Annotated in this window: 15 protein-coding genes; 5 read left to right on the top strand and 10 right to left on the bottom strand. The window is 64.2% G+C overall.

The genetic code is table 11. The annotated features are described in order from the left end of the window. Positions 1-17 precede the first annotated feature (17 nt). Positions 18-1871 carry a flavin-containing monooxygenase gene (locus GA0061099_RS14865; RefSeq protein WP_036022389.1) on the bottom strand — a complete coding sequence of 618 codons (1854 nt, stop codon included), beginning with the start codon at positions 1869-1871 and terminating at the stop codon, positions 18-20. 177 nt (positions 1872-2048) lie between these two features. Here GA0061099_RS14865 and GA0061099_RS14860 point away from each other — a divergent pair, with 177 nt between their 5' ends. Both GA0061099_RS14860 and GA0061099_RS14855 read left to right on the top strand, forming a co-directional pair. Then, positions 2049-3674 carry a long-chain fatty acid--CoA ligase gene (locus GA0061099_RS14860; protein WP_036022428.1) on the top strand — a complete coding sequence of 542 codons (1626 nt, stop codon included), beginning with the start codon at positions 2049-2051 and terminating at the stop codon, positions 3672-3674. Positions 3675-3705: 31 nt separating this feature from the next. Continuing rightward, the gene (locus tag GA0061099_RS14855) at positions 3706-4917 is read left to right on the top strand and encodes an acyl-CoA dehydrogenase family protein (RefSeq protein WP_036022388.1); all 1212 of its coding nucleotides are present in this window, start codon (positions 3706-3708) and stop codon (positions 4915-4917) included. Between the two features lie 21 nt (positions 4918-4938). On the opposite strand, the gene GA0061099_RS14850 is transcribed toward GA0061099_RS14855, so the two are convergent. The 5 genes from GA0061099_RS14850 to GA0061099_RS14830 all read right to left on the bottom strand — a co-directional run bounded on the left by GA0061099_RS14850 (position 4939) and on the right by GA0061099_RS14830 (position 10125). Then, complete coding sequence (locus GA0061099_RS14850; RefSeq protein WP_036022387.1) at positions 4939-5847, bottom strand: amino acid ABC transporter substrate-binding protein; 909 nt, start codon at positions 5845-5847, stop codon at positions 4939-4941. Positions 5848-5976: 129 nt separating this feature from the next. Then, a complete protein-coding gene (locus GA0061099_RS14845) occupies positions 5977-7410 on the bottom strand; it encodes an amidohydrolase family protein (RefSeq protein WP_036022386.1) in 1434 nt (477 codons plus the stop codon). Positions 7411-7426: 16 nt separating this feature from the next. Next, complete coding sequence (locus GA0061099_RS14840; RefSeq protein ID WP_036022384.1) at positions 7427-8452, bottom strand: ABC transporter substrate-binding protein; 1026 nt, start codon at positions 8450-8452, stop codon at positions 7427-7429. Between the two features lie 39 nt (positions 8453-8491). Next, positions 8492-9268 (bottom strand): ABC transporter permease, encoded by a 777-nt coding sequence (locus tag GA0061099_RS14835; protein ID WP_036001283.1) that lies wholly within the window; start codon positions 9266-9268, stop codon positions 8492-8494. Next, entirely contained in the window at positions 9268-10125 is an 858-nt protein-coding gene (locus tag GA0061099_RS14830) for an ABC transporter ATP-binding protein (protein ID WP_036022426.1), read from the bottom strand. Before GA0061099_RS14830 ends, GA0061099_RS14835 begins: the two co-directional genes overlap by 1 nt. Positions 10126-10320: 195 nt before the next feature. Between GA0061099_RS14830 and GA0061099_RS14825 the strand changes: the two genes are divergently transcribed. After that, positions 10321-11079: a GntR family transcriptional regulator gene (locus tag GA0061099_RS14825; RefSeq protein ID WP_025035646.1), complete on the top strand. Its 759-nt coding sequence runs from the start codon at positions 10321-10323 to the stop codon at positions 11077-11079. Here the strand turns inward: GA0061099_RS14825 and GA0061099_RS14820 are convergent. Next, the gene (locus GA0061099_RS14820; protein WP_036022379.1) at positions 11076-11492 is read right to left on the bottom strand and encodes a nuclear transport factor 2 family protein; all 417 of its coding nucleotides are present in this window, start codon (positions 11490-11492) and stop codon (positions 11076-11078) included. The genes GA0061099_RS14825 and GA0061099_RS14820 overlap by 4 nt on opposite strands. Positions 11493-11642: 150 nt before the next feature. On the opposite strand from GA0061099_RS14820, the gene GA0061099_RS14815 reads away from it, so the two are divergent. Together GA0061099_RS14815 and GA0061099_RS14810 are read left to right on the top strand one after the other, a co-directional pair. Continuing rightward, complete coding sequence (locus GA0061099_RS14815; RefSeq protein WP_036022374.1) at positions 11643-12878, top strand: amidohydrolase family protein; 1236 nt, start codon at positions 11643-11645, stop codon at positions 12876-12878. A 196-nt stretch (positions 12879-13074) separates the two neighbouring features. Then, on the top strand, positions 13075-13398 hold the full coding sequence (locus tag GA0061099_RS14810; protein ID WP_085972019.1) for a hypothetical protein: 324 nt from the start codon (positions 13075-13077) through the stop codon (positions 13396-13398). Here the strand turns inward: GA0061099_RS14810 and GA0061099_RS14805 are convergent, their stop codons facing one another. From GA0061099_RS14805 to GA0061099_RS14795, 3 genes are read right to left on the bottom strand one after another with little or no spacing between them, the layout of a single operon-like run. After that, positions 13399-14322, bottom strand: coding sequence for a DUF1932 domain-containing protein (locus GA0061099_RS14805; protein WP_036022372.1), 924 nt, complete (start codon positions 14320-14322; stop codon positions 13399-13401). It lies immediately after the preceding gene. After that, positions 14322-15200, bottom strand: a complete 879-nt coding sequence (locus GA0061099_RS14800) for a substrate-binding domain-containing protein (protein ID WP_036022371.1) — start codon at positions 15198-15200, stop codon at positions 14322-14324. The genes GA0061099_RS14805 and GA0061099_RS14800 overlap by 1 nt, the downstream gene beginning before the upstream one ends. Then, positions 15197-15910 (bottom strand): PIG-L deacetylase family protein, encoded by a 714-nt coding sequence (locus GA0061099_RS14795; protein ID WP_036022365.1) that lies wholly within the window; start codon positions 15908-15910, stop codon positions 15197-15199. The genes GA0061099_RS14800 and GA0061099_RS14795 overlap by 4 nt, the downstream gene beginning before the upstream one ends. Positions 15911-15930: the final 20 nt, after the last annotated feature.

Here is a 15930-nt window from a genome sequence, read left to right as displayed (position 1 = left end):
CGCTCGGCGGCGCAATCTTACCCGCTGGAATGCGCCGACTCCATGGCCCGATCATAGGACAATTCGAGGCCTTCCAGGTTGCCCTCTTTGCGCCATTTGTCGAGCAGCCGCAGGAATGCCACCGGCCCTCGCCAATATTGGCTGTTTCTTGCCGCGATCGGATCGAACACGCCTTCGTTATTGTAGTAGCCCGGCGTGCATTCGGCGAGATAGGTCTGCCGACCGAGCGCGGCCTTGACGACCTCCTCGACCCAGGCGTTCTCGGCCGCAAGCGTCGGCTCCAGGGTGCGTGCGTTGCGCTCGCGCGCCTGCTTGATGACATAGGCGATGTGCTGCGACTGCTCGTCGATGATGTGCGGAAAATTGGCGCTCTGGCCGGCCTGCACGGTGACGATCAGGAAGCAGTTCGGAAAGCCGCGGCTGTAGAAGCCGTGCAGCGTCTTGACGCCGTCCTGCCAGCGCTCGGACAGGCTCATGCCGTCGCGGCCATAGACCTCGAAGCCCATTCGGCGCGCGTAATCGGTGCCGACCTCGAAGCCGCTGGCATAGATCAGGCAGTCAAGCTCGTAGGCCTTGCCGCCGGCGACGACGGCATTCTCGGTGATGCGTTCGACGCCCTTTCCCCCGGTATCGACGAGATGCACGTTGGGACGGTTGAAGGTGTCCAGATATTCGTCGTGGAAGCACGGCCGCTTGCAGAACGCCTTGTACCACGGCTTGAGCGCAGCCGCGGTCGCCTCGTCCTTGACCACGGTGTCGACGCGCGCGCGGATCTCCTCCATCTTGCGGTAGTCGGCCTGCTCGATGACCTTCAGCGCTTCCTCAATCGAGGTCACCGGCTGCTTTTGCCGGCGCGGTGCCAGCAGGATTTCGCCGAGCAGGCCGGTCCAGCCGTCCTGCACCAGGTCCTGCTCGAACGGCTCGCCTGAAATCACGGCGGTAAAATTGTCCATGCGCTCGCGCTGCCAGCCTGGCTTGAGGCTCTGCGCCCAGGTCGGGTCCGTCGGACGATCGTCGCGAACGCCGATTGCGGACGGCGTGCGCTGGAACACATAGAGCTCCTTGGCGGAGCGGCCGAGATGCGGCACGCATTGCACGGCGGTGGCGCCGGTGCCGATGATGCCGACGCGCTTGCCGGCAAGACCGGTAAGGCCACCATCCGCGTTGCCGCCGGTGTAGCCGTAATCCCAGCGGCTGGTATGAAAGCTGTGACCTCTGAACGTCTCGATGCCGGGAATGCCCGGCAGCTTCGGACGGCTGAGCGGTCCGCCGGCGAGGATGACGAAGCGCGCGCGGATCTGGTCGCCCCTGTTGGTCTCGACCAGCCACCGCGCCTCATGCTCCTGCCAGGTCATCCGCGAGATGACGGTCTGAAACAGCGCGCGCTCGTACAGGTCGAAATGACGGCCGATGCGGCGCGAGTGCTCGTAGATCTCCGGCGCCCGGGCATATTTGCGCACGGGCATGTAACCAGTCTCTTCCAGCAACGGCAGGTAGATATAGCTCTCGGTATCGCAGGCGGCGCCGGGATAACGATTCCAGTACCAGGTGCCGCCGAAGTCGGCGGCCTTTTCCACGATACGAAAATCCGCGATGCCGGCCTCGCGCAATCGCGCGCCACACAGCAGGCCGCCGAAGCCACCGCCGACGATGAGCACTTCGGTCGCTTCGTTGATGGCCGCGCGCGCAAATCCGGGATCGGCCCAGGGGTCGTCGAGATAACGGCCGAACTCGCCCGCAACCTCGACATACTGCGCCTTGCCCTCGGCGCGCAGACGGCGGTCGCGCTCGTCGCGATAACGGGCACGGAGGGCGGAAATATCGACCGTAGATGCGCCGGTTGCATCGGTCTTGTGTCTTTCCGCTGACATTCGATTCCTCCCGCGCATGCTGCTTCGTCGGCAGCTCACCGCACGTTAGCGCCGAAAAAGCGCGGCATGCAATCACGCTGATTGTTTTTTGCGTGAACGCTGCGTGACCTTCCGCTAACCTCGAGCGCAAATCACGAGCCTACGCCATGCAACGACATGGCCATCCGGAGGGAGACCATGCAGGGATTGATGATGGACATGCCGCTGCTGATCAGCGGCCTGATCCAGTATGCGGCCGATTATCATGGCGAAGCCGAGATCGTCGCACGCGAGATCGAGGGCGACATCCATCGCTACACCTACTCAGACGCGCATCCGCGTATCAAGCGCATGGCGCTGGCGCTGAAGCGGCTCGGCATGAAGCAAGGCGACCGCGTCGGAACGCTGGCCTGGAATACACACCGGCATTTCGAGATGTTCTACGCCGCGCCGGGCATGGGCTACGTGCTGCACACGGTCAATCCCAGGCTGTTTCCCGAGCAGCTCGTCTACATCATCAACCATGCCGGGGACCGCCTGCTCTTCATCGATCGCGCCACGCTGCCACTCGTGGAGGCGATCGCGCCGCAGCTAACGACGGTCGAAGCCTATGTCGTGATGTCCTCGCGCGAGCGGATGCCGGAGACGAAGCTCGCGAACGTGCATTGTTACGAAGAGCTTCTGGAACGCGAGAACGATGCCGGCTTCGCCTGGCCGGAGTTCGACGAGAAGTCTGCCTCGACGATCTGCTACACGTCGGGCACGACGGGCAATCCCAAGGGCGTAATCTACTCGCACCGCGCCGCGATCCTGCAGACCATGACCTGCTGCAATTTCGACTTCCTGCCGGGACATGTCGAAGGTGTGCGCGAGGTGATGATGCCGATGGCGCCGCTCTTCCACGGCAATGGCTGGAACATGCCGTTCACAGCGCCCTATACGGGATCGAAGCTCGTGCTGCCCGGCCGCAACTACGAGCCGGACAAGCTCTATGAATTGCTGGAAGGCGAGAAGGTGACGCTGTCGGCGGGCGTGCCGAGCTTCTGGCTGATCCTGCTCGATTGGCTCGGGCGGACCGGCAACAAATTCTCGGCCTTGCGCGCGACGTTGTCGTCGGGCTCGGCCCCACCGCGCGCCATGGTGGAGAAGCTGAAGCGCGAGTACAATGTCGATTACATCCAGGCCTGGGGCATGACCGAGGCGCTGGGCTGCTCGATGCCGGGGCTGCGGCCGGGCTCGGAGCATCTCAGCGAGAAGGAGAAATTCGACCGTCGCCAGGTCTCCGGCCGCGCCTGCTTCGGCACGCATTTGCGCATCGTCGACGACGCCGGCATTGAGCTGCCGCGCGACGGCAAGACGGTCGGCCATTTGCGCGCCCGCGGGCCCTGGGTTGCCTCCGGCTACATGAAGCTGGACGAAGGCCTCGACCGCGACGGCTGGCTGATCACCGGCGACATGGCCGTGATCGACCCACAAGGCCACGTCACGCTGACCGACCGTTCCAAGGACGTGATCAAGTCCGGCGGCGAGTGGATCTCCTCGATCCAGCTCGAGGACATCGCCCTGTCCCACCCCGACGTGCTGCAAGCGGCCGTCGTCGCGATCAGCCACGAGAAATGGCAGGAGCGCCCCCTGCTCCTCGTCGTCCGCAAGAAGGGCGCGACCGTCGACGGCAAGGCGCTGCTCGAGCACATGCGTCCGAAGATCGCGAGCTGGTGGCTGCCGGACGCCGTCGAATTCCTCGACGAATTCCCGATGACCGGCACCGGCAAGGTGCTGAAATCCGCTCTGCGCGATAGGTTCAAAGAGTACCGGGTCGCGTGACCCGCTCGCCGTCGATCAAGGAGACCAGAAAATGCTCTATCCGATGTCGCCGAAAGTCGTCGAGCTCAAGCGCAGGCTCGAAAGCTTCATGGACCGGCACATCTATCCGAACGAGGAGCGCTTCTACCGCGAGGCTGAAGAGCTCGGGCCGTGGAAGGTCTATCCGGTCGTCGAGGAGCTTAAGCCGCTGGCGCGCGCGGAGGGGCTGTGGAATCTGTTTCTGCCCGAGAGCGATCACGGCGCGGGCCTCTCCAATCTCGAATACGCGCCACTGTGCGAGGTGATGGGCCGTTCGCACCTTGCTCCTGAAGTCTTCAACTGCTCGGCGCCCGACACCGGCAACATGGAGGTGCTGGAGCGTTACGGCAGCGAGCAGGACAAGGAGCGCTGGCTGAAGCCGCTGCTCGCGGGCGAAATCCGCTCCTGCTTCGCCATGACCGAGCCGGCGGTCGCATCATCCGATGCGACCAACATCGAGAGCTCGATCGTACGCGACGGCGACCATTACGTCATCAACGGGCGCAAATGGTACACCACCAACGCGACCGACCCGCGCTGCAAGATCTGCATCTTCATGGGCAAGACCGACCCCGACAATCCCGACCGTCACAAGCAGCAATCCATGATCCTGGTGCCGATGGACACGCCGGGCATCGAGGTCAAGCGTCCCCTGCCCGTGTTCGGCTTCTACGGAGTGCCCGACCGCGCCTCCGAAGTGGTGTTCACCAATGTGCGCGTGCCCAAGGAGAACATGCTGCTCGGCGAGGGCCGCGGCTTCGAGATTGCGCAGGGCCGTCTCGGGCCCGGCCGCATCCATCATTGCATGCGGCTGATCGGCCTTTCCGAACGCACGCTGGAGAAGATGTGCCGCCGCGTGCGGAGCCGGGTCGCCTTCGGCAAGCCGGTCTCGGAGCAGACGGTGACGCAGGAGCGCATTGCGGAGGCGCGCATCATGATCGAGCAGGCGCGGCTACTGACGCTGAACGCGGCCCATGCGATGGACACGGTCGGCAACAAGGTGGCGAAGGCAGAGATCGCAATGATCAAGGTCGCCGTGCCCAACATGGCCTGTCAGATCATCGACTGGGCCATTCAGGCCCATGGCGGCGGCGGCACCTCGAACGATTTCGGCCTGACGCAGGCCTACGCCACCGCGCGCTTGCTGCGACTTGCCGATGGACCCGATGAGGTCCATCGCAACCAGATCGCGCGGCTCGAGCTGAAGAAATACTCGAACGCGTAAGAAGGGCGCTCTTCCTTCGCTTCAGTTCACCACATAGACGTCAGGATCGGCGCTCGAGCTCGGTTTCTTGAAGGCGTTGCGCAAGGCCGATGACATTGGGACGTTATAGTTGAGGCCGTTCGGCGGCGTCGGCGATTGCAGCCATTTCTTGTAGAGCACCTCGATCTCGGGGCTGGCATAAAGCTCCGCGGTGGCGCGATCGGCGAGCGCCTTGAACGGCGCATCCTCTCGCCGCAGCATGATGCCGTAGGGCTCGGGCTTGGAGAACGCCTCCTCGCTGATCATGTAAGCTTGCGGCTCCTTCGACCGCGCGATCGCGACCGCGAGCTGGACGTCGTCGAGCGCATAGGCCTGGGCGCGGTCGGTCTCCAGCAGCAGGAAGGCCTCGGCCTGGTCCTTGGCCGGCATGATGTTGATGCCGAGATTGCGCTCGGTGTTGACCTTGGCGAGCTGCGTCAGGTTCACAGATCCCGCGACCGCCGTGACCGCCTTGCCCTTGAGATCGTCGATGGTCTTGATGCTCGCCGCCTTCCTGGCCGCGAACCGCGTCGCGCTGAGGAAGTGCGTGTTGGTGAAGGCGACCTGCTTCTGGCGGTCGGCATTGTTGGTGGTCGCCGAGCAATGCAGGTCGAGCGTGCCGTTGACCATCAAAGGAATCCGGTTCGAGGACGTCACCGCGACAGTCTCGACCGAAATGTCTGATATGCCGAGCTGCTTCTTCACGGCTTCGACGATACGGAGGCAGATGTCCATGGCAAAGCCGACCGGCTTCTGGTTGCCGTCGAGATAGCTGAATGGGACGGAGGCCTCCTGATAGCCCAGCGTGATCTTCTTGGTCTCCTTGATCTTCTGGAGCGTGCCCGCGAGGTCTTCGGCTGACGCCGCGCCTGCAAGACTTGTCAGGGCAAGGAAAAGAACGGGTAGACGCATCAGTTGCTCCTCAATGGGGTCGTCGGCCTTATCGCGAGGGGGGTGATAACCGACACATGCAGCGTCCGCCAGACGGGACAGCGACTACCAGCTATCGCGCTTTTCAATACTGGCCAAACGGACGCTGCTTCACTGGCACGTCAGCTGCTGCTCGAACCAGCCCCTCAACCGATCCGACAGGGACGGCCACATCCGCCGGAAGCTGTCGAGCTTGCCGACATTGGCGCGGTACATCGCCCGCGATTCGCGCTCGATGGCCGGAAGGTCGACGCCCGTGCAGACCCCGTCCCGCGCGATCGTCCTGCCGGCGACGACCACCTCCTTTACCAGCGACGCATTGCCGCGCGCGAACAGCAGCGCCATCGGGTCAACCGACATGATCTGGTCTCGATCCAGCCGGTCAAGATCGATCACGACGTAGTCGGCGGGATTGCCCGCCGCGAGCTCACCATTCCCGGGCGCCCCGGTCGCATGGCGTCCGTTGCGGATGGCGAGCGAAAACATCTCGGCCGGCGTCCATGTCGCCTTGAAGCCGAGGCCGCCGTGGACCATCTGCACCAGCCGCATCTCGCGCAGGATGTCGTCATCCTCGTCCAGCGCCAGGCCGTCGACGCCGACGGCAATGGCGCAGCCGCATCTGTGCGCGGCGGCGATCGGGGCGAGGCCCGAACGCAGATGCATGTTCGAGCTGAAATTGGTGACGATGCGCGCGCCGGAGGCCGCGATCATCTCGAGCTCTTCGGGACGGGCGTGAATGCAATGCGCCAGCGTCAGCCGCCCGGAGAGAAAGCCGACATCGCGAAGCCAGCGCACCATGTCCGGAAAGTGCTGGTCGGCCCAGGCGCGCTGATAAACTGTTTCCAACAGATGCATGTGAATGCGGCGACCGGTCCGTGCGGAGTTCTCCGCGACGGCCTCCAGCAGCGGCTTCGAGCACCATTGCACGCCGGCGGGCCCGAGCTGCACGTCGACCATCGGTCCGGCGATGGCTGCGGCAATCGCATCGGTCAGCTCGATATAGGCCTTCGGCGACAGCGGCGCGCGAACGAAGAGATCCTCGATCGTCTTGCGATCGTCCCCGGGAAGCCCTGAAAGCACCGGCTCGGCATCACCGTAGACGACGGGGTTCTGGTCGCGCACCGCCATTGCAAACGCCATGCGAATCCCGACCTCGGATGCGGCTTTCGCGATGGCCTTGGCCTCGTCCAGCAGCGGCATCGTCCCGCTCGGACGCGTGTAATGGACCATCATCGCCGCGCAGCCTGCCTTGGCGGAACGGGCCAATGCCGAGACGGCTGTCAGATAGGGATCGACCGGCGAGCCCAGCGCGGTTCGCAAAATCCAGCTTTCCAGGGGCATGCCGACCGCACCGAAGGACGACGCCGTGGCACGGGCATGATCATGGGCGTTGACGAAGGCAGGGATGACGAAGGAGCGAGGCGCCGGCCCCGCTCCTTCCGAGATTTCGGTGATGACGCCCTCGTCGTGCCGCAGCACGACGTTCTCGCTGACGCCACGGTCAGGGCCACGGAACAGGCTGGTTGCCGAGATCGCCGTGGCCATGGCTGTTCCTCCAATCTCAGTTGGCAGTGTACACCAGTTCCCGCTCCGCGCGCGGCGGCAGGAATTCGCGCGAGAACACCTCCGCCGGCGTCGGCGCACGGGCGAGCTGATAGCCCTCGACCACGATGCCGATCGCGCGCGTCATCCGGTCGTCCTTGATGTCGCCGATGCCGATCTCCTTCATCTCGGACGAGACGATCAGCTTCTCGAAGGAATATTGCAGCCGGCGCTTCTCCACCTCGGCGTTGATGAGGTTGTCGTAGTTCAGTGCCGCCTTCATGCCGGCATTCTGGTCCTTGGCGATCGCGATCGCACCCTTGTTGATGGCGCGCACCAGGCCCGCCACGGCCTTCGGATTCGAGGCGATCAGCTTGCGGGAGACCATCACGCCGTTGGAGTAGAGATCGAGGCCATATTCACCGAAGGAGAACCATTTAAAGTCCTTGTCCGGATCCTGGCGGTTGAGCACCAGATTGAAATAGCTGGTGATGTTGAAGACGAGGGCCGCATCGATGTCGCCCTTGATCAGCATCGGCTCCTGCAGGTTCGGCGCCATGTTGGAGATCTTGATCTTCTCGCCGTCGAGCCCGTTCTTGCGGGTGAACACCGGCAACAAGCGCGTGGTCGGCGTGCCCTGCGCACCGCCGAGCGTGCGGCCTTCGAAATCCTTGATGGTGTTGATGCCGCTGCTCTTCTTGGCGACGATGGCGAACGGCGGCTGGTTCCACATCATGTAGACCATGACGGGCGCCTCCTGCGGCTTGGTCGAGGCGTTCTGGATGATGGCGTTGACGTCGCCGAAGCCGGCGTCATAGGCGCCCGACATCACGCGCGTGACGGTGGCGCCGGAGCCCTCGCCCTGATCGATGACGACGTTGAGGCCTTCCTCTTTGAAGAAGCCGTTGTCCTTGGCATAGAAGAAGGCAGCGTCGCTGCCCTGGGTTTTCCAGCCTAGCGTGAACTTGATCGTGGTCTCCTGCGCGGTGGCGGCGCCTGCGGATAGCGCCAATCCAAGCAGCGCGGCGGTTAACTTCCTCAACATCGAGACCTCCTCAGCTTCGTTGCGTGACGGTTCAAGAAATCAGGTGGCGATCACGTCGTTCTTGCGCGTGGCCCAGCCGGTGACCTGTCCTTCGATCAGCGAGAACACGACGTAGAGCGCGACACCGAGCCCGGCGAGCACGAACAAGCCCGCGAACACCAGCGGCACGTTGAAATTGGAGGACGCGGTCATCATGACGTTGCCGATGCCGCGGTTGGAGGCGACCGTCTCCGACAGCACCGCGCCGACGAAGGCGTAGGAGATCGCGACCTTCAGCGAAGCAAAGAAGAACGGCATGGTGCGCGGCAGACCGACATTCCAGAGGATATCGAGCTTGCTGGCGCCGAGCGCCTTCAAGACGTCCTCGAGCTCGGGCTCCGTGGTGGCAAGTCCCGTCGCGATATTGACCACGATCGGGAAGAAGCAGATCGACAGCGCAGTCAGCACCGCCGGCACCGTGCCGGAGCCGAACCACAGCACGAAGATCGGCACCACCGCGACCTTGGGGATCGAGGAGAAGCCGATCAGCAGCGGATAGCAAGTGTCGTAGGCCGTCTTCGACACGCCGATGATCGCGCCGAGGGCGACGCCGAGCGCGACGCCAAGCACGAAGCCGAGCATGGTGGTGGCGAGCGTCTGCACGATGTGCGGCCACAGCACCGGGAAGCGCTGGACCAGCGTCACGAAGACCTGCGATGGCCGCGGCAGCACCAGGTCGGACATGCCGGTCATCAGGCAGAACAGCTCCCAGGCGACGAAGAACAGCACGATCAGCCCCGCCGACCACGCTTTTTGCCTGACATCGATCCCGAACATCAGCCTGCCCCCTGCTCAGCGGCGCTGCGCGCATCCTCGATGAAGGCGCGCAGCTTCTGGTTCAGCGCGACGAAATCCGGCTCAAAGGTCATCGCCACGGTGCGCGGCCGCGCGAACTCCACGCGGCTGTCGTCGAGGATGCGGCCGGGACGCGCGCTCATCACGCAGATACGACTGGCGAGAAAACCGGCCTCGCGCAGATCGTGCGTCACCAGCAGCACGGTTGGCTTGTGCGTCATCCAGAGATTCTGGAGGATCGCCCATAGCTCCTCGCGGGTGAACTGGTCGAGCGCGCCGAAGGGCTCGTCGAGCAGCAGCATGCGCGGCTCGTGGATCAACGCGCGGCAGAGATTGGCGCGCTGGAGCATGCCGCCGGAGAGCTGCCAGGGATAGCGGTTGCCAAACCCTTTGAGGCCGACCTGCTCCAGCAGCGCATTGGCCTTGTCGCGGAATTCGGTCTTGCGCAGCTTGCGGAACTTCGGGCGGAACGGCTCGACGATCTTCAGCGGCAGCATGATGTTCCGCTCGATCGTCATCCACGGCAGCATGGTCGGGTTCTGAAAGGCCATGCCGACCCGCATCGCCCGGGCCGCCACCTCGCGGCCGCCGACGATGACGACGCCGCTGGTCGGCTGCACCAGGCCGCTGACGAGACGCAATATGGTCGATTTGCCGCATCCGGACGGGCCGACCAATGCGACAAACTCGCCGTCGGCGATCTTGAGCGTGGTCTTCGACAAAGCAGGCACGGCGCGGTCGCCGCGCCCGAAGGTCACCGAGGCCTCCGACAGCTCGATCGCGATCGTCGCAGAGCCTTCGGGAACGGGCTGGCCGTCGAACTGGGCGTTGGGTTGCATGCGCATCACGGAAAAAAGTGCATGCAAGCTGGATGCCAGCGATCGAGCCCCGCGAGATCTAAAGGCCTAGCCGAAACCCGCGCCAAACCGCCGGATTCGATTTAGGCAGTCCGAAGGCCAAACTGCATGCAATTGGAGCGCTGAATCGGCGCGAGCCTGTGCTAAAGAGAGATATCATTCCCATGAGATTCGCCGATGGCGGCGCGCGCCAGCAGCAAGACTTCTGAATCGTCGGACAAGGTCAGCGTAATCTGCCGCGCGCTCCGGCGCGCCATCATCGAGCAGGCGCTGGAGCCCGGCGCCAAGCTGCCGGAAGATGCGCTCGGCGAACGTTTCGGCGTCAGCCGCACCATTGCCCGCCATGCGCTAGGTCAACTCGCCGCCGAAGGCCTGGTCGAGCTCCGCCGCAACCGGATCGCCGTGGTGGCGACGCCGAGCTGGCAGGAGGCGCGCGATGCCTTCGACATCCGCATCGAGCTCGAACGCCTCGTCGTGCGCCAGCTCGCGGGCAAGCTGACCAAGGCGCAGATCGCCGAGCTGAACGCCCATGTCGATGCCGAGGATCGCGCCCGCGGCGGCACGGATGCGGTGTCGATCCGACTCGCGACCGAATTCCACATTCTGCTCGCCCATATGACGAACAGCCCGATTCTGGTGCGCTATGTCAGCGAGGTCGCCTATCGCTGCTGCCTGACGCTGTCGCTGTACAGCCGGCCGCATTCCACCGAATGCGCCATCAACGAGCACCGCGCCATCATCGCGGCGCTTGCCAAGGGCGATGCGGCCAAGGTGATGGAATTGATGCATCATCACCTGGATTCGGTGGCCAATCGTGCGCTGGTCGCTCCCACTCCGCAGCGTGGCCGCGATCTGCTCGACATCCTCGCACCCTATGCGGACGAGGTGACGAGCAATCGCGTCGTCAAGCTACCGAAAATCGCGCGGAGGGGCTAAGCCTCGATGCCGCGCTGGACGAGGATGCGCTCGGCGCTGTCGTTCCAGACATCCATCTTCACGATCTGCCCGTCCCTCACGACGAAGCGATCGACGTAGCGGTTGCCCTCGAACGGCGTGCCGTCCATCCACTCGCCATAGAGCGTGCCGACGCTGTAGACGACGGTCTCGTCCGCGCCCGGGCAGACGTCGAACCGGTCCATCTTCTTCTTGACCCAGCGATAGCGTTTCGCGTTGAAGCCGGTCGGCCCGCGCGGATGGTCGAACGCGCGCCCGCCGGTGAACGTGATCACCGTGCCCGGCTTCATATAGGCCGCAGCGGCGTCGGGATCCGGTATCATCGAAGCGGTAAGATAGGCCTCGACAATCTCGGCGTCGGTCATCGGGCTTTCGGGTTTTGCGGCAGTAGACATCGCGGGGTTCTCTTGGGACGCCGCTATTTTACAATCCGGGCCTCAAAGTGCATGCATATTTTTTAGACAATACGGCCTCAGCACTGCACACAATCTGGAGCTGCCCGCTCCGATGGCTTCGGCTAGGCTGCTGCAGCTGAATCCAACGCCATGACCACCCAAGCCGCTTTCGACCTGATCTTCCGCAACGCGCTGTTGCGCTCTTCCGCCGCACCGGTCGATATCGGGGTGAAGGACGGCCGCATCGCCGCGATCGCGCCAAAGCTGGCCTGCGAGGCCGCCGAGGTCGAGGTCGGCGGCCTCCTCGCCCTGCCCGGCTTCGTCGACACCCACATCCATCTCGACAAGGCCTGCCTGCTCGGCCGCTGCGGCCACGATCACGGCAGCGTCTCGGAGGCGATCCGCGCCGTCGCCGGGATGAAGAAGGATTTCACGATCGAGGACGTCTACGCACGCGGCGCAAGAGTGCTCGAACGCGCCATCGTCAACGGCACGACGCGCATGCGCACGCATGTCGAGACCGACCCTCGCATCGGCCTTCGCGGCTTCGAGGCGGTCAAGGCGCTGAAGCGCGATTACGCCTGGGCGATCGATCTCGAGCTCTGCGTCTTCCCGCAGGAAGGCCTCACCAATGATCCCGGAGCGGAGGAGCTGCTGATCCAGGCGCTTCGCGAGGGTGGTGAAGCCATCGGCGGCTGCCCCTACATGGACACCGACCCGAACGCGCACCTTGCGCGCATCTTCGACCTTGCCGGGGAATTCGACATCGACGTCGACCTCCATCTCGACTTCGACCTCGATCCCTCCTGGTGGCATCTCGACGAGGTCTGTCGCCAGACCGAGCAGCGCAATTATGGCGGACGCGTCGCGATCGGCCATGCCACGAAATTGTCGGCCTTGCCCCCCGAACGGATGAAGGCGGCCACTGCGCAACTGGCAAGGTCAGGCGTTGCGGTCACCGTCCTGCCCGCGACCGATCTCTATCTGATGGGGCGCGAGGCCACGCACAACGCGCCGCGCGGGCTGACCCTCGCCCACAAGCTTGCCGGCGACGGCGTGCTCTGCTCGGTCGCGACCAACAACGTGCTCAATCCCTTCACGCCGTTCGGCGATGCCTCGCTGCTGCGGATGGCGAACTTCTACGCCAACGTCGCGCACGCCTCGGTCCGCGACTTCGACACCTGCCTGGACCTCGTGACCGAGCTGCCGGCCCGGCTGATGAACCTCGCCGACTACGGCATCGAGGTCGGCAATCCCGCCGATCTGATCGTGCTCGATACCAAGGACAGCCGACTCGCGATCGCCGAGCTGCCTGACGTCCTGATGGGCTTCAAGCGCGGCCGGCAGACATTTGCACGGCCCCGGCCGACCCTGTTCAAGAGCTGAGCGCGTTTCACGGCCGATATTTCGGGCATCGCGCGCACAACCTGATCGGCCGCGAGGCCACGGCAGTTCGATTTTACCGCCGGTCCGCGCCGACCCGAGTTCGGTAGAATCCCGGACCGTAGCTCAACGCATTGCGAGGCAGGCCGCGCCGCCGTAACTACGACGTGCACTGACAATCTGCGTTCAGTGGGGGAGTATGAGTCTGTTCAGCGCATTCAGCAGCATTGATGATTCGGTCCAGGCCCGAACGCCGACCGATACGGCGGTGAAGCGGCTGGACGGCATCGGCCACGTTCTCTCGGGTCTCGATATCTCGGCCATCCAGACGCAGGCCGACGTGAACCGTACGCTCTGGACGCTCGATGCCGCCAGCAAGTGCGTTCGCGCCGTGCTGGCGGAGTTCCGCACCCAGCCGGCCACCGAGCAGCTCGTCCGTAAATCCCGCAATCTGATCGACCTCATCGAACGCGCGCGTGACCAGGTCGGGAGCTTCGAAGCCAGCGACCCGGTCCTGAGCTGACTATTTCGTCCGATTGATCTTCGCCAGGATCCGGTCCGCCTCGATGCGCCAGTCCGCACTGCGGGCGAACTCCCCGCGGCCTCTCAACCCGAACAGCCCCTCATCGGCGAGATCGGCCATCCAGGCCTGCCGCTCGGCCGTGCCTTGCGCCGACCACGGCGTCAGCCCCGCCTCGCGCACGGTCTCGGCGACCTCCCGCACCTCTTCGGCCCGGCGGCGGCCGTGCTCGATCACGCGCTGGAAGCAATAGGCGCCCAGCTCCTCCCAGTCGATCCCGGGGAACGTTTCCGCAAGCGAAGGCAGCACCGCATCCTCGACGCCATAGGCACGCGCCGTCGTGAAGCTCTCGATGACCATGGCCTCCAGGCCCTTGATCATGATGCTGCGGCACATTTTGACGGCCGAGGACACGCCGAGCTTATCGCTGGCGACCTTGGCCGCGAAACCGATCGTATTCAGAAGCGGCTCGAGCTCCCTCGCGCCGGGTCCGCCGAGCAGCAAAGGCACCTTGATGCGATAGGGCGGCACCGAGGTCATCACCGCGCCCTCGACATAACGCCCGGCGGCGCCGTCGATCAGCGCCGCCGCCCGCTGCTTGGCGCCGGGAGAGGCCGAGTTGAAATCGAGGAACCAGGTGCCCTGATTGATCGCTGCCACACAGGCCTTTGCGACCGGCACGGCCTGGCTCGCCGTGACGGCGGAGATGATGAAGTCGGATTTCGCGGCCAGCTCGGCGTGGGACGTTGCAAGAGCGACACCGAATTTCGCCGCATGCTCTTGCAGCGACGCGCCCTGCTCGCCGCCAAGCTTGATGTCGTAGGCTGAGACTCTGATGTCCTGCTGGCGCAAATCCTCGGCTAGAATCCTGCCGACCTCGCCATAGCCGACCAGCCCGATCTGCCAGCGTCTGGGATCACCTGCCATCAGTTCAGTCCTCGTGTCGTCTCGTCAAAGAGCTCATCGACCGTATAGCGGCGCGGGATCAGCGCCTGCTGGAAGGCGTAGTCGATGATCAGCTCGAGCGGTTTTCTGTTGGCCTCGATCCCGTACGGAACGAGGTCCGGCGTTGCCGTCGCTCCCGTCTGCGCCTTGTTGCGCTTGAGCAGATCATAGACGCCGGCGACCACGTCGGGGCGCGATTTCGCCAGGCTCTCGGTCACGACCACGAGATGGTTGATCGGGACCACGCCGCGCCGCGAATACCATCTGGAGGCTTCTGCGGCCGGATCGGGAAACAGCGGCTTCAGCTTGGGATCATCGGAGGTCTCGCCGAGGACGGCATCGAGCTCGCCGTCGCGCAGCATCTGCAGGATCTTCTTGTCCTTCGGCGCGCGCTCCGTGGTGTCGACATATTCGGCGACATGCGGATCCTCGAAGGTGATCCAACGAATCCTGTCGAGATCGACGCCGTAGTCGTTGGCGAGGATGCCCCTGATCCAGGCGCCCGTCGTGGTCGTGAAGGAGCGGATACCGACGCGCTTGCCTTCGAGATCAGTGGGCCCGAGCGTCCCATGCGCGGGATTATAGAGAGCGTAGGAATGCTGGAAGCGGCCGAGCATGGTCGCCGGCAGCAGCACCAGCGGCTTGCCGTGCGCTTTCGCCATCAGATAGGTGACGATCGCCATCTCGCAGACGTCGAAGGCCTGCTCGCGCACCATCGGCTTGAACGCCGTGTTGGTCGGCGTGTATTCGATGAAATCGAGATCGAACAGGTCGGAACGGAGCGCCCCGCTCTTCACCGCCTGCACATGGTGGTGACTGCCGAGCACGGCCTTCAGCTTGATGTTGCGGACCGGCTTCATGCCAGCTCGTCCGCAACCGTCGGGAACAGGCGCTGATAGGCCTCGCCATAGGTCATGGGCACGCCGGTGTTGCGGCTGCCCTGGATGCCGCGGTTGAGCGCGACGCGCTCGTAATAGCCCCAGAGATGTTTTTGCGCGGCGAGAATCTGGAACGCCTCGTATTTCTCCTTCCAGACCTCGTCGATTTTGAGGATCGTGTCCGGCTTGTAGTTACACTGCTCGGGCTGGTGCGGCTCGAACAGGAACACCGGCGGCGCCGAATATTTGTACTGCGCGCCGGGCTTGTGGCCCATGGCCTGCGCGACCACACGCGTCTCCTGCGCGAAATGCGCCGCGTTCGGATGGTCGAAATTATAGGGGTCTTCCAGCGCATGCGTCAGGACGAAGCTCGGATTGAGCTCGCGGTAGATGTCCACCATACGGTCGAAATGCGCCTCGGTGAGCTTCAGCGGATAGTCACCGCAATCGAAGAACTCGATTTCGGCGCCCAGCAGCCTGGCTGCCCGCTCCGCTTCGTCCTTGCGGCCGGCCTTGACCGATTCCAGCGTCGCGCCCTGCTCCTTCCAGGCGAACTGGCTCTCGCCGCGCTCCCCGAAGGACAGGCACACGATCTTCATCCGATAGCCCTTCTTCGCATGCAGCGCGATGGCGCCGCCGGCGCGCCAGACGAAATCGCCGGGATGGGCGGTGACGACGAGGCCTGTTTTCATGGGCTACTCCTTTTCGTTCG

This window comes from Bradyrhizobium yuanmingense, assembly GCF_900094575.1.
Lineage (GTDB): Bacteria > Pseudomonadota > Alphaproteobacteria > Rhizobiales > Xanthobacteraceae > Bradyrhizobium > Bradyrhizobium yuanmingense.
Note: the sequence above shows the minus strand (reverse complement) of the source record. Positions and strands in the feature narration are given on the sequence as shown.

Coding starts and splice junctions, on each gene's coding strand:
- GA0061099_RS14805 (WP_036022372.1), bottom strand. CDS start 14,322: ATGGCAGGTGATCCCAGACGCTGGCAGATCGGGCTGGTCGGCTATGGC.
- GA0061099_RS14815 (WP_036022374.1), top strand. CDS start 11,643: ATGACCACCCAAGCCGCTTTCGACCTGATCTTCCGCAACGCGCTGTTG.
- GA0061099_RS14860 (WP_036022428.1), top strand. CDS start 2,049: ATGCAGGGATTGATGATGGACATGCCGCTGCTGATCAGCGGCCTGATC.
- GA0061099_RS14800 (WP_036022371.1), bottom strand. CDS start 15,200: ATGAAGCCGGTCCGCAACATCAAGCTGAAGGCCGTGCTCGGCAGTCAC.
- GA0061099_RS14865 (WP_036022389.1), bottom strand. CDS start 1,871: ATGTCAGCGGAAAGACACAAGACCGATGCAACCGGCGCATCTACGGTC.
- GA0061099_RS14830 (WP_036022426.1), bottom strand. CDS start 10,125: ATGCAACCCAACGCCCAGTTCGACGGCCAGCCCGTTCCCGAAGGCTCT.
- GA0061099_RS14825 (WP_025035646.1), top strand. CDS start 10,321: ATGGCGGCGCGCGCCAGCAGCAAGACTTCTGAATCGTCGGACAAGGTC.
- GA0061099_RS14840 (WP_036022384.1), bottom strand. CDS start 8,452: ATGTTGAGGAAGTTAACCGCCGCGCTGCTTGGATTGGCGCTATCCGCA.
- GA0061099_RS14810 (WP_085972019.1), top strand. CDS start 13,075: ATGAGTCTGTTCAGCGCATTCAGCAGCATTGATGATTCGGTCCAGGCC.
- GA0061099_RS14855 (WP_036022388.1), top strand. CDS start 3,706: ATGCTCTATCCGATGTCGCCGAAAGTCGTCGAGCTCAAGCGCAGGCTC.
- GA0061099_RS14845 (WP_036022386.1), bottom strand. CDS start 7,410: ATGGCCACGGCGATCTCGGCAACCAGCCTGTTCCGTGGCCCTGACCGT.
- GA0061099_RS14795 (WP_036022365.1), bottom strand. CDS start 15,910: ATGAAAACAGGCCTCGTCGTCACCGCCCATCCCGGCGATTTCGTCTGG.
- GA0061099_RS14850 (WP_036022387.1), bottom strand. CDS start 5,847: ATGCGTCTACCCGTTCTTTTCCTTGCCCTGACAAGTCTTGCAGGCGCG.
- GA0061099_RS14835 (WP_036001283.1), bottom strand. CDS start 9,268: ATGTTCGGGATCGATGTCAGGCAAAAAGCGTGGTCGGCGGGGCTGATC.
- GA0061099_RS14820 (WP_036022379.1), bottom strand. CDS start 11,492: ATGTCTACTGCCGCAAAACCCGAAAGCCCGATGACCGACGCCGAGATT.